Source organism: Mycolicibacterium frederiksbergense, from assembly GCF_012223425.1.
GTDB classification, from domain to species: Bacteria; Actinomycetota; Actinomycetes; order Mycobacteriales; family Mycobacteriaceae; genus Mycobacterium; species Mycobacterium frederiksbergense.
In genome coordinates this window covers 1,058,218-1,069,876 of sequence record NZ_CP038799.1, presented here as the reverse complement: position 1 = coordinate 1,069,876, position 11,659 = coordinate 1,058,218, and the positions used below count along the sequence as shown (strand labels likewise).

At 66.5% G+C, this 11,659-nt stretch carries 12 protein-coding genes; 7 read left to right on the top strand and 5 right to left on the bottom strand.

What is annotated here, in order from left to right; all coding sequences use genetic code 11:
- Window positions 1-8: 8 nt before the first annotated feature.
- Window positions 9-482: a gamma-glutamylcyclotransferase family protein gene (locus EXE63_RS08100; RefSeq protein WP_168141512.1), complete on the bottom strand. Its 474-nt coding sequence runs from the start codon at window positions 480-482 to the stop codon at window positions 9-11.
- Between the two features lie 191 nt (window positions 483-673).
- Here EXE63_RS08100 and EXE63_RS08095 point away from each other — a divergent pair, with 191 nt between their 5' ends.
- From EXE63_RS08095 to EXE63_RS08080, 4 genes are all read left to right on the top strand, one after another.
- Window positions 674-2,086, top strand: coding sequence for an NAD(P)H-quinone dehydrogenase (locus EXE63_RS08095; RefSeq protein ID WP_168141511.1), 1,413 nt, complete (start codon window positions 674-676; stop codon window positions 2,084-2,086).
- Window positions 2,087-2,146: 60 nt separating this feature from the next.
- Window positions 2,147-3,886 carry a glycerol-3-phosphate dehydrogenase/oxidase gene (locus tag EXE63_RS08090; RefSeq protein WP_168141510.1) on the top strand — a complete coding sequence of 580 codons (1,740 nt, stop codon included), beginning with the start codon at window positions 2,147-2,149 and terminating at the stop codon, window positions 3,884-3,886.
- The gene (locus tag EXE63_RS08085; RefSeq protein WP_168141509.1) at window positions 3,883-4,746 is read left to right on the top strand and encodes a pseudouridine synthase; all 864 of its coding nucleotides are present in this window, start codon (window positions 3,883-3,885) and stop codon (window positions 4,744-4,746) included. The genes EXE63_RS08090 and EXE63_RS08085 overlap by 4 nt, the downstream gene beginning before the upstream one ends.
- 73 nt (window positions 4,747-4,819) lie before the next feature.
- Window positions 4,820-5,245 carry an MTB12 C-terminal domain-containing protein gene (locus EXE63_RS08080; protein WP_168141508.1) on the top strand — a complete coding sequence of 142 codons (426 nt, stop codon included), beginning with the start codon at window positions 4,820-4,822 and terminating at the stop codon, window positions 5,243-5,245.
- A gap of 5 nt (window positions 5,246-5,250) precedes the next feature.
- Here EXE63_RS08080 and EXE63_RS08075 read toward each other — a convergent pair whose 3' ends face one another.
- The gene (locus EXE63_RS08075) at window positions 5,251-6,018 is read right to left on the bottom strand and encodes an FkbM family methyltransferase (protein WP_168141507.1); all 768 of its coding nucleotides are present in this window, start codon (window positions 6,016-6,018) and stop codon (window positions 5,251-5,253) included.
- Window positions 6,019-6,223: 205 nt separating this feature from the next.
- Between EXE63_RS08075 and EXE63_RS08070 the strand changes: the two genes are divergently transcribed.
- Window positions 6,224-6,994 (top strand): SDR family NAD(P)-dependent oxidoreductase, encoded by a 771-nt coding sequence (locus EXE63_RS08070; RefSeq protein ID WP_168141506.1) that lies wholly within the window; start codon window positions 6,224-6,226, stop codon window positions 6,992-6,994.
- Here the strand turns inward: EXE63_RS08070 and EXE63_RS08065 are convergent.
- Together EXE63_RS08065 and EXE63_RS08060 are read right to left on the bottom strand one after the other, a co-directional pair.
- Complete coding sequence (locus tag EXE63_RS08065) at window positions 6,991-7,779, bottom strand: enoyl-CoA hydratase/isomerase family protein (protein WP_168141505.1); 789 nt, start codon at window positions 7,777-7,779, stop codon at window positions 6,991-6,993. The genes EXE63_RS08070 and EXE63_RS08065 overlap by 4 nt on opposite strands.
- A gap of 10 nt (window positions 7,780-7,789) precedes the next feature.
- A complete protein-coding gene (locus EXE63_RS08060) occupies window positions 7,790-8,476 on the bottom strand; it encodes a TetR family transcriptional regulator (RefSeq protein ID WP_168141504.1) in 687 nt (228 codons plus the stop codon).
- A 156-nt stretch (window positions 8,477-8,632) separates the two neighbouring features.
- Between EXE63_RS08060 and EXE63_RS08055 the strand changes: the two genes are divergently transcribed.
- Both EXE63_RS08055 and EXE63_RS08050 read left to right on the top strand, forming a co-directional pair.
- On the top strand, window positions 8,633-9,688 hold the full coding sequence (locus tag EXE63_RS08055) for a ferredoxin reductase (protein ID WP_168141503.1): 1,056 nt from the start codon (window positions 8,633-8,635) through the stop codon (window positions 9,686-9,688).
- 17 nt (window positions 9,689-9,705) lie between these two features.
- Window positions 9,706-10,899: a fatty acid desaturase family protein gene (locus EXE63_RS08050; protein WP_276006500.1), complete on the top strand. Its 1,194-nt coding sequence runs from the start codon at window positions 9,706-9,708 to the stop codon at window positions 10,897-10,899.
- On the opposite strand, the gene nei2 is transcribed toward EXE63_RS08050, so the two are convergent.
- Window positions 10,887-11,642: an endonuclease VIII Nei2 gene (gene nei2 / locus EXE63_RS08045; RefSeq protein ID WP_168141502.1), complete on the bottom strand. Its 756-nt coding sequence runs from the start codon at window positions 11,640-11,642 to the stop codon at window positions 10,887-10,889. The genes EXE63_RS08050 and nei2 overlap by 13 nt on opposite strands.
- Window positions 11,643-11,659: the final 17 nt, after the last annotated feature.

The window sequence follows — 11,659 nt, the reverse complement described above, 5'->3', positions numbered from 1 at the left end:
CGAGCGGTCTAGGTGCCGGGCCCGACGTTGCCCGCGGGACGGATACGAAGTTCGCGCACGTACTCCGCGGGGGCGCCGGCGATCTCCGCGGCATCGGCCATCACCCCGAGGTAGCGTGCCGACGGCACACCGCCCTCCCAGGCGTCCACGACGTACAGCCAGGCCAGCACCGGGTCGGTGGTGGTGTCGGAGGTCAGGCGGTCCACCCGGCAGCGGATCTTCTTGTGGAAGCCGAGCTCGGAGCCCTCCCAGCGGTCCAGGTTCTGCTCGTCCTCGGGGGTGACGTCATAGAGCACGACGAACACCCGGGACAACGGGTCCTCGACCAGGGTCGCCAGCGCGCCCTCCCAGCTGAGGTCCTCACCGCCGAAGGTCAGCCGCCAGCCATACAGCCAGCCGGTCCCCGCCATCGGTGAATGCGGAGCCCGCTGCAGCATCTGTTCCGGATGCATGTTCGATCCGTAAGCGGCGTAGAGCGGCACGGGCCCAACTTTAAGGGGTACGGCGGGCAGGAGCGCAGCGACCCGGGAGATAGGCACGGCGGGCTGGGGGTACCTCCCGCTTGCGGGGGAGAGCGCAGCGACCCGGGAGATAGGTACGGCGGGGGAGAGCACAGCGACCCGGCGGATCGGTCATGTGTGCGCGAGCGCAGCGACCCACTACGTTTATCACCGTGCCCACCCGCATCGTGATCATCGGCGGCGGTCCCGCCGGATATGAGGCAGCCCTCGTCGCCGCGGCCCGCGGACCGGCCGTCCAGGTGACCGTCGTCGACTCCGATGGCATCGGCGGCGCCTGCGTGCTGTTCGACTGCGTCCCGTCCAAGACGTTCATCGCGTCCACCGGTGTGCGCACCGAGCTGCGCCGCGCCAACGGCCTGGGCTTCGACATCGCGATCGACGATGCCAAGATCTCCCTCGCAGACATCCACAACCGGGTCAAGACGCTGGCCAGGTCACAGTCCGCGGATATCGGCTCCCAGCTGCTGAGCCACGGCGTCTCGGTCGTGCGCGGCCGCGGCGAGCTCGTCGACGACGTCCCAGGCATGGCGCATCACCGGGTCAAGGTCACCACCACCGACGGCAAGAGCGGCGTGCTCAAGGCCGACGTGGTCCTCATCGCCACCGGCGCCACCCCGCGGGTACTTCCCAACGCCCGGCCCGACGGTGAGCGCATCCTGAACTGGCGCCAGCTCTACGACCTGACCGAGCTGCCCGAGCACCTGGTGATCGTGGGCTCGGGGGTGACGGGCGCGGAGTTCTGCAGCGCCTATACCGAGCTCGGGGTGAAGGTGACGGTGGTGGCCAGCCGCGACCAGATTCTGCCGCACGAGGATTCCGATGCCGCCGCCGTGCTGGAGGAGGCCTTCGCCGAACGCGGCGTGAAGCTGGTGAAGAACGCCCGCGCCGACTCGGTGACGCGCACCGAGAACGGCATCAAGGTCGCGATGGCCGACGGGCGTGTCGTCGAGGGCAGCCATGCCCTGATGACGGTCGGCTCGGTGCCCAACACCGGCGGACTGGGCCTGGACCGGGTCGGCATCGAGCTCGGACCGGGCAACTATCTCAGCGTGGACCGGGTGTCGCGCACCACCGCTCCGGGGATCTACGCCGCCGGCGACTGCACCGGCCTGCTGCCGTTGGCCTCGGTCGCCGCGATGCAGGGCCGGATCGCGATGTACCACGCCCTCGGCGAGGGTGTCTCGCCGATCCGGTTGCGCACGGTGGCCGCCGCGGTGTTCACCCGCCCGGAGATCGCCGCCGTCGGCGTCCCGCAGACCGCGATCGACAGCGGCGCGGTACCCGCGCGCACCCTGATGCTGCCGTTGACCACCAACGCCCGCGCGAAGATGTCGCTGCTGCGGCGCGGCTTCGTCAAGATCTTCTGCCGGCCGGCCACCGGTGTGGTGATCGGCGGCGTGGTGGTCGCGCCGATCGCCTCCGAGCTCATCCTGCCGATCGCCTTGGCCGTGCAGAACAACCTGACCGTGACCGACCTGGCCCAGACCCTGTCGGTGTACCCGTCGCTGTCCGGCTCGACGGTGGAAGCGGCGCGGCGCCTGATGGCCCACGACGACCTCGACTAAAGGCGAGGACTGGTCCCTGACGGCCCACATCGTCTGGTTGTGCCACGTAGGCTCGAAGGCGTGACCGACCCGATCTCAGGCACTGCGCAAGCTCAGCTCGGGCCCACCCAGCGAGCGGCAGCCTGGGAACGGCTCGGCAGCGAACAGTTCGACGTCGTCGTCATCGGCGGTGGTGTGGTCGGTGCCGGTGCGGCCCTGGACGCGGCGACCCGCGGACTGAAGGTCGCGCTCGTCGAGGCCCGCGACTTCGCGTCGGGTACGTCCAGCCGGAGCTCCAAGATGTTCCACGGCGGCCTTCGCTATCTGGAACAGCTGGAGTTCGGTCTGGTGCGCGAGGCGCTGCACGAACGCGAGTTGTCGCTCACGACGCTGGCCCCGCACCTGGTGAAGCCGCTGCCGTTCCTGTTCCCGCTGACCAAACGGGTGTGGGAACGCCCCTACATCGCGGCCGGCATCTTCCTCTACGACCAGCTCGGTGGTGCGAAATCCGTTCCAGCGCAGAAGCATCTGCTCAGGGCGGGCGCGCTGAGGCTGGCGCCGGGGCTCAAGCGCAGTTCACTGATCGGCGGAATCCGCTACTACGACACTGTGGTCGACGACGCCCGGCACACCATGATGGTGGCCCGGACCGCAGCGCACTACGGTGCCGTGGTGCGGACCTCCACGCAGGTGGTGGCGCTGCTGCGCGAGGGTGACCGGGTGACCGGGGTGAAGGTGCGTGACTCGGAGAACGGCGCGGTGACCGACGTTCGCGGGCATGTCGTGGTGAACGCCACGGGTGTGTGGACCGACGAGATCCAGGCCTTGTCCAAGGAGCGCGGCCGGTTCCGGGTGCGCGCCTCCAAGGGGGTGCACATCGTGGTCCCGCGTGACCGCGTCGTCAGCGAGGTCGCGATCATCCTGCGCACCGAGAAGTCGGTGCTGTTCGTCATTCCGTGGGGGACGCACTGGATCATCGGCACCACCGACACCGACTGGAATCTCGACCTTGCCCATCCGGCGGCGACCAAAGCGGACATCGACTACATCCTCGAGACGGTCAACACGGTGCTGGCGACGCCGTTGACCCACGACGATATCGACGGTGTGTACGCCGGTCTGCGCCCGCTGCTGGCCGGTGAGAGCGAGTCGACGTCGAAGCTCTCGCGGGAACACGCCGTCGCGGTGCCCTCTCCCGGGTTGGTCGCGATCGCGGGCGGGAAGTACACCACCTACCGGGTGATGGGGCAGGACGCGATCGACGCGGCCGCCGAGTTCGTGCCCACCCGGGTGGCGCCGTCCATTACCGAGAAGGTGCCACTGGTCGGCGCCGACGGGTATTTCGCGCTGGTGAACCAGACCGAGCACGTCGGCACACACTACGGCCTGCATCCGTACCGGGTGCGCCACCTTCTGGACCGCTACGGTTCGCTGATCAGCGAGGTGCTCTCGACGGCCGAAGGCAAACCCGAACTGCTGGAACCGATCACCGACGCTCCGGTGTATCTGAAGGTGGAGGCGGTGTATGCCGCGGCCGCGGAGGGTGCGCTGCACTTGGAGGACGTCCTGGCCAGGCGGATGCGGATCTCCATCGAGTACCCACACCGCGGTGTGGACTGTGCGCGCGAGGTGGCCGAGACGATAGCGCCCGTTCTGGGGTGGAGCGCCGAGGACGTCGACCGCGAGGTGGCGACGTACCTGGCCCGCGTCGAGGCCGAGGTGATGTCGCAGACGCAGCCCGATGACGAGTCTGCGGATGCCCTGCGGGTCGCGGCACCCGAGGCGCGCGCGGAGATTCTGGAACCGGTTCCGCTGAATTGAGCGCCCCGCTGCCCGACCGTGACGGTCTGGGACCGACGCGGATACGCCTGCGCGGTGGTGCGGTGCTCGTCGAACTCGCCGACCGGTTCGGCGAGGGCGCAGCCACCAAAGTTCTTGCCGGGGAAGTGGTGTGCGCGAACGGCACGGTGGTCGAGGCGTCGACGGTGCTGCCGCCCGGTGCCGTCGTCTACCTCTATCGCGACCTGCCCGACGAGGTTCCGGTCCCGTTCGAGATGCCGATCCTGCACCGCGACAACGACATTGTGGTGGTCGACAAGCCACATTTCCTGGCCACCATGCCCCGCGGCGGGCACGTCGTGCAGACCGCTGTGGTGCGCCTGCGGCGCGAGCTCGGCCTGCCGGAATTGAGCCCCGCACACCGGTTGGACCGGCTGACGGCCGGGGTGCTGCTGTTCACAGTGCGGCGCGAGGTGCGTGGCGCGTACCAGACCCTGTTCGCCGAGCAGAAAACCCGCAAGACCTATCTGGCCCGTGCCACCGGCACACCCACGGTCGAGCTTCCGACGGTGGTGAGCAGCCGGATCATCAAGGTGCGCGGCCAATTACAGGCCTACGAGGAGCCCGGCGATCCGAACGCCGAAACCTACGTCGAACGCCTCCCCGGCGGGTTGTACCGGCTGACGCCGCGCACCGGCCGCACCCACCAACTGCGGGTGCACATGGCCTCGCTCGGTGTGCCGATCGACAACGACTCCCTGTATCCGCACGTGATCGAGGTGGCAGCCGACGATTTCACCAGGCCGTTGCAGCTGCTGGCGCAGACGCTGGAGTTCGAGGACCCGCTCAGCGGCGAGTCGCGGCGGTTCACCAGCGGCAGGGCATTGTTCGCCGGGACGTAGGTCTTGCCGGGCAGCCTCCGACGTGGTCTGGTGTGCCACGGGTCGGCTCAATTGTTTTCGGAAAGGTTCGTTCATGCGTGCTGCGGTGGCTGCGTTGTCGATGTTGGCTGTGGGAGTCATGGGTGGGACGGGTGCGGCGTGGGCTGCGCCCGCGGCCCCCAGTGCGCAGGAGCTGACCGCGGAGTTGCAGCAGGTACTGAACACCGGTGCCCCGGCCGCCGTCCGCGCCGCCAAGCTGGCAGGCGGGGACGCTGCGGTACCGACCGCGGACAACATCGCCAACCGGCTGAATACCTACAGCGGCATGGTCAACTGGCAGGTGCAGAATCCGGTGCTCAACGGCGAACAGGTGGACGCGCAGATCGCGGTGACGATTCCGCTGTTCGGCACCAAGACGCACAACATCTACTGGATCAACCAGGACGGTGCGTGGAAGTTGTCCAACCCGTCGGCGTGCGTCATCGCGCGTGACGTCGCCGGCGTCGACTGCACCGTCTGAGGCGGTCAGCTCTCCTTGAGCGTGAACTGGGCGATACCGCCCCAGTGCTGCAACGTGTGCGTCTGTGCCAGCGGGTTCTCGGCGAAGAGCCATTCGACGTAGAGCTTTTTGATATTGCGCGCCAAATCGACCGGAATATTGCCGATGACGGCCGCTTCCAATCCTTCGATATCGATCTTCAGGATGTCGATATGGCCGTGCTTTTCGACGACGTCGCGCAAAATCTGCTGAGAATTGACACATGTCACGGTCAGTGAGTTGCCGAGTTCGGCGTTCACGCCGCCATAGCGGCCGGTTTCCTCGAAGCCGAATTCGACCTCGCCCGCAACGGCGCCGACCGCCACTTCCTGCAGCGCGTAGCGATCCTCGAACGGGCGCAGGTTGTTCTGCAGGCGCGCGACGTTGCGTGGCAGCGGCTCGAACAGGTAGGTGAACGCCTCCGGGTTTCGGGACAGGAAGTACGCCGCCGAAATGCCGATGTTCGAGCCGAAATCGACGATGACGCGGTCGGTGGTGTCGGCGTGGTAGTCGGATCGGCAGAAGATCTCGTTCACCGTCAACACGTCATGCGCGGTGTACAGCTGCAGCGACACCCAGCCCAGCGGGGTGCGGACGCGGATGACAGTGGGATACGTGCCGGAGCCGGTGAGGTAGCGCCGGAAGATCTCCCCGGGATGTTCGTAAACCCGCAGCATGTTGCGTGCAGCGAGGTAGTTCCGGCGATGCAGAACAGAACCGGCAATTTTGCCGAACCCGCGCCCAGCGATCTGCATTCCACCTCCAAAGTGACGGGATCAACCTTGCCGTAGGTATGCCCGGTTGCGACTGAGATTAGTCGCAAGCGCGGTGTTTCACAGCGGAGGGCCACCTATGTGTGACGTAGCAGTGACCTTGCCATGGCTGGGATCGTCGTTCGCCGATGGTTGCTGAGCGGCGGTTCACTGCACCTGACAGCAATGATCTGATCTACTGACCGGCGTGGACCGCACCGGTTTTGACCAACTGTTCGACATGTCGGATCGCACGGTGATTGTGACCGGCGGCACTCGCGGCATCGGTCTGGCGCTGGCGCAGGGATTCATCTTGGCCGGCGCGCGGGTGGTGGTGGCAAGCCGGAAGGCCGATGCGTGCGAGGCGGCGGCCGAGCACTTGCGTGGGCTGGGTGGACAGGCTCTCGGCGTCGCGACACACGCCGGTGATCCAGACTCGCTTGCGGCGTTGGTCTCGGCCACTGTCGCGGAGTTCGGCGGTGTCGACGTGGTGGTCAACAACGCCGCCAACGCCCTTGCGCAGCCGCTGGGTGAGATGACGCCCGAAGCATGGACCAAGTCTTATTCCGTGAATCTGCAGGGGCCGGTATTTCTGGTGCAGCATGCATTACCGCACCTGAAACAGAGTTCGTCGGCCGCGGTGCTGAACATGGTGTCCGTCGGCGCTTTCAATTTCGCACCGTCATTGGCGATATACGCGTCCGGCAAAGCGGCGTTGATGTCGGTGACCCGTTCGATGGCGGCCGAACTCGCGTCGTCGGGAATCCGGGTCAATGCGATTGCGCCCGGGCCCGTCGACACCGACATGATGCGCAACAACCCCCAGCAGACCATCGACGCGATGGCCGCGGGCACCCTGATGAAGCGGCTCGCCTCGCCCGACGAGATGGTCGGTGCGGCGCTGCTGCTGTGTTCGGGTGCCGGCAGCTATATGACCGGTCAGGTCGTCATCGTCGATGGTGGCGGGACGCCGCGCTAGTCCTTCTTGCGGTCGGCGAAGGCCTGGGCGAACGCCCGCATCTCGCCGCTGGTGCCGGACAGGATCTGGCTGCGGTTCTCGACGTGCAGCGCCGTCTCCAGGCTGCCGGCGTCGAGGTTGGCCCACAGCACCTGCTTGGTGGATTCCAGGCCGAATTTGCCGTAACCGCATAGCGTTACCGCGATCTCGAGGGCGTCCTGCAGTACCGCGTCATCCTGGGAGATCCGGGACACCAGGCCCAGACGCAGGGCTTCATCGGCCTCCACGGTGCGCGCGGTGAGGATCAGATCGAACGCGGGTCCGGCGCCGATGATGCGCGGCAGGGTGTAGCTGACGCCGATATCGCAGCCCCCGATGCCCAGTTTGATGAACTGCGTGCACAACCGCGCCGAGCGGGCCGCGATCCGGATATCGGCGGCCATGGCCAGTGCGAAGCCGCCGCCGTAGGCGGGGCCGTTCACTGCGGCGATCACCGGCTGGCGCAACCGATGCAGTTTCACGGTCAGCTCGGCGATACGTTCCTGCCAGCGCATCCCGGCGCGGGGCGCCTCCAGACCTGCCGAAACCGCCGGCGGGTTGGGGTCGGTGAGGTCCAGGCCGGCACAGAATCCGCGACCGGCACCGGTCAGCACCACCACCCGGCAGTCGTTGTCGGCCTTGATGGTGTCGAGGGTGTTGTGCAGCTCTTCCACCAGCGTCGAGGACAGCGCATTGAGTTTCTCCGGGCGGTTGAGCGTGATGACGGCGATCTCGGGCCGCGGATGGGTCAGCTCCAGTTGTGACATGTGCGACACACTAGGTGTCGTCGCTACGCCATCCCCGCACACCGACGGCGATCATCAGCATCTGTTTGATCGCGGTCTGTTTGATCGCCTCCAGCGCTGCCGGGTCGGCGACATCCTCGACCAGTTCGGCGATGGAGATCATCGCGTTGACGAACAGGTTGGCCAGGATGTTGAGGTCCTCGCTGCTCCAGTTCTTCAGCCCGGGGAACCGGGCCAGGTCGATCGCGAGTTCGGAAGTGAGTAGCCGTATTTCGGTACGGATCGCGTAGCGCAGGGAGGCGGTGCCGCTGGACCGTTCGCGGGTGATGAAGCGCCAGTGCTCGCGGCGCTCGCTGATACCGGCGATCAGGATCTCGGCGGACGAGTCGATGACGTGGTTGGGGTCGAGCTTGCCGGCCCGTGCGCCGCGGAGCATGTCCCGCAGTGAGCGGAACGATTCGTCGATGAGCACCAGGCCGAGCGATTCCATGGAATCGAAGTGCCGATAGAAGGCGGCGGGCACGATGCCCGCTTCGCGGGTGACCTCACGCAGGCTCAGGCCGGTGAAGCTGCCCTCCTCCAGCAGATGCAGGGCGGCGGCGACGATCGCGCGGCGGGTGACTTCCTTGCGTTCGTCGCGCGACAGCGTGTCGCGCGAGCGTGACTTGCTTGAGCGGTCGGATCGACCCGCTCGCGATCTCGAAACGTCACTTGCCACAACCACAGAGCCTACCGGCGTATACCCGGCCTGAGCTCCGTCGATGCCGTTATCACGTGTTTGTGATTCAAGAGTACGAGTGTTCACTATGTTGCGCCCATCACAGCCTGCGGATTTTCCTTGACCAACAACCTCTAGCACGATCAGAGTGTACATATGTTCACCGAAACATTGACGCGGCGGATGTCCCGGTCCTCGCTGCTGAACCTGCTCACCGGACCCCATGGTGTCGACCGCTACACCGAGATCGTCGACCCGACCTGGACGCAGGGGCAGGCCCGCGCACGCATCGTGGCCGTCCGCCGTCAGACTTCGCGCAGCGTCACGCTGACGCTGCAGCCCAACCGCGCATTCGCCGGCTTTCGTGCCGGCCAGCACATCAACCTGTCCGTCGAAATCGACGGCCGGCGCCGCACCCGGTGCTACTCACCGGCAAGCGCCGAGGGCAGCCGGCTGATCGAACTGACCATCGGCCGCCACGACGACGGCCTGGTCTCCACCTACCTGTGCGATCACGCCCGGCCCGGCATGGTCGTGGGCCTGGACTCCGTCGGCGGCGACTTCGTGATGCCGGCCGTTCGTCCGCGGCGCATCCTGTTCGTCTCCGGCGGCAGCGGCATCACCCCGGTGCTGTCCATGGTGCGCACGCTGCGCACCGAGGGATTCTCCGGGGAGATCGCCTTCATTCATTACGCGCGTTCTGCCGCGGAGGCCTGCTATCGCCAGGAACTGGACGCGCTGCCCGGCGTCCGGGTGCTGCACGGCTACACCCGCGACACCGCCGGCTCCGAGCTGGACGGCCGGTTCGGGCCCGAGCACCTGGCGGCCGCGATGCCCGACCCGGATGCCGTGTTCGTGTGCGGTCCCGCAGTGCTCATCGAGGCCGTTCGCGAGCTCTTCCCGCAGGCGTACTCGGAGAGCTTCGTGCCCCCCGAGTTCGTGCTGCCCACCGAAAGCAGTGGCGGCACCATCACCTTCGCCGACAGCGGTGTGGAGGTCGTCGATGACGGTCAGCCGCTGCTGGCCCAGGCCGAGGCCGCCGGGCTGAACCCGGAGAGCGGGTGCCGAATGGGTATCTGCCACAGCTGCACCCGCTTCAAGAAGAGCGGCGCCGTTCGAAACCTCATCACCGGAGCGGTGTCCACCGCTGATGGTGAAGACATCCAGATATGCGTCACCGCCGCCGTCGGTGACGTCGCCATCGATCTCTGAGACCGGAAGGAACAGCAATGACTGACACAATTTCCGTTCGCCCCGAGGACATTTCCCGTCGCTCCGCTCGCCCGGAGGCCATTTCCCAGGACAACATCCGCAACCGCGCGGTGCGCTCCGACAAGTACTCCCTGACTCCCGAGCAGGCCGACGCGTTCGGTGCCGAACTCGACGCGATCCGTGAGCGCGTGGTCGCCGATCTCGGCGAGCGGGACACCACCTACATCCGCAAGGTCATCAAGGCCCAGCGCACCCTCGAGGTCGGTGGGCGCGCCCTGCTGTTCGGTGGCATCTTCCCGCCGTTCTGGCTGGCCGGCACCGCGATGCTGGGGGTCGCCAAGATCCTCGACAACATGGAGATCGGCCACAACATCATGCATGGCCAGTACGACTGGACGGGCGATCCGGCCCTGGCCAGCAAGGCTTTCGAATGGGACAATGCCTGCCCGTCCGATCAGTGGCGGCACTCGCACAACTACATGCACCACACCTACACCAACATCGTCGATATGGACCGCGATATCGGCTACGGCGTCCTGCGGATAAGCGAGGACCAGAAGTGGTCGCCGTACTACCTGGGCAACCCGGTGTACGCGTTCCTCCTGATGGTGCTGTTCCAGTACGGCGTGGCCCTGCACGAGCTGGAGACCGAACGCATCCGCTCCGGTGAGATCAGCATCGCCGACAAGCGCGAGATCATTCGAGGCATCTGGCAGAAGACCAAGCGCCAGACCCTCAAGGACTACGTGGCTTTCCCGCTACTGGCCGGGCCGTTCGCGCCGTGGGTCTTCACCGGCAACCTGACCGCCAACCTGATGCGCAACGTGTGGTCCTACATGATCATTTTCTGCGGGCACTTCCCGGAGGGGACCCAGGAATTCTCCATTGAGGAGACGAAGAGCGAATCACGCGGGCAGTGGTACTTCCGCCAGCTGCTGGGATCGGCAAACCTGACCGGCGGCAAGTGGTTCCACATCCTGAGCGGCAACCTGTCCTTCCAGATCGAGCACCACCTGTTCCCGGACATCCCGGCCCACCGGCACGCCGAGATCTCGGTGGAGGTCCGCGAGATCTGCGAGCGCTACGGACTGCCCTACAACTCCGGGTCGCTGCCCAAGCAGTTCGGCACGGTGGTCAAGAAGATCCTGCGGCTGGCGCTGCCGAACCGCAAACCGGCCGCCTCTGAGTCTGAAATGGCTCACGCCGCCTGACAATTGGGGCACCAGTATCTGATCCGGTCGCCGCTGTCGTCCCTTCTGATGGGGGTACGGCAGCGGCGACACGGCTCTCCGGCCCTGCCGTACACCCAGAATTGTTGACCGCGTCGGGTATTGCCGGTGATGATGCGATTCGGGCGGTTCCTGTTCACCCACAACATCTCCCGCGCGCGCTGCACGACTCGTAGGGGATCGGCAAGGGAACCTACGGGTGCATCGGGGCCACGGCCCAACACGAAGCACAGTTCGTTGGCGAAGACGTTGCCGACACCGGCCATCACCCGCTGATCCAGCAGGGCGTCGGCGAGTTGGCGATCCGGCTCGGCGATCAGGTTCGCCGCCGCGCGCTGCGGGTCCCAGTCCGGGCCGAGCAGGTCGGGCCCGAGATGGGCGACCACATCCTGATCATGGTCGCGTGCCAGGACGTCCAGGATGCCCAGATCTATCCCGAATGCCGCGGTGTCCGCGGTGCCCAGCACGATCCGGATTCGGTGCTGCGGACCGCGGAACCCGCCGATCACCCAGCTGCCGTCCATCTTGAGATGAGAATGGATGCTGGCCTCGCCCACCCGGATGAACAGGTGCTTGCCGCGGCTGAGGACCTCGTCGACGACCTGCCCGGTCAGGTCCACCGTCGCATGGCGGGGGACTCGGATGTCGCAACGGGTCAGCGTTTTCCCGACCAGCGCCTCGCGCAGCTTGGCGGCAGTACGGAAAACGGTGTCACCTTCGGGCATAACCCATTGAACATGCT

Bases quoted from the DNA above. Each gene is read 5' to 3' on its own strand.
- EXE63_RS08080 (WP_168141508.1), top strand. From the start codon at position 4,820: ATGCGTGCTGCGGTGGCTGCGTTGTCGATGTTGGCTGTGGGAGTCATG.
- EXE63_RS08075 (WP_168141507.1), bottom strand. From the start codon at position 6,018: ATGCAGATCGCTGGGCGCGGGTTCGGCAAAATTGCCGGTTCTGTTCTG.
- EXE63_RS08065 (WP_168141505.1), bottom strand. From the start codon at position 7,779: ATGTCACAACTGGAGCTGACCCATCCGCGGCCCGAGATCGCCGTCATC.
- EXE63_RS08055 (WP_168141503.1), top strand. From the start codon at position 8,633: ATGTTCACCGAAACATTGACGCGGCGGATGTCCCGGTCCTCGCTGCTG.
- EXE63_RS08050 (WP_276006500.1), top strand. From the start codon at position 9,706: ATGACTGACACAATTTCCGTTCGCCCCGAGGACATTTCCCGTCGCTCC.
- nei2 (WP_168141502.1), bottom strand. From the start codon at position 11,642: ATGCCCGAAGGTGACACCGTTTTCCGTACTGCCGCCAAGCTGCGCGAG.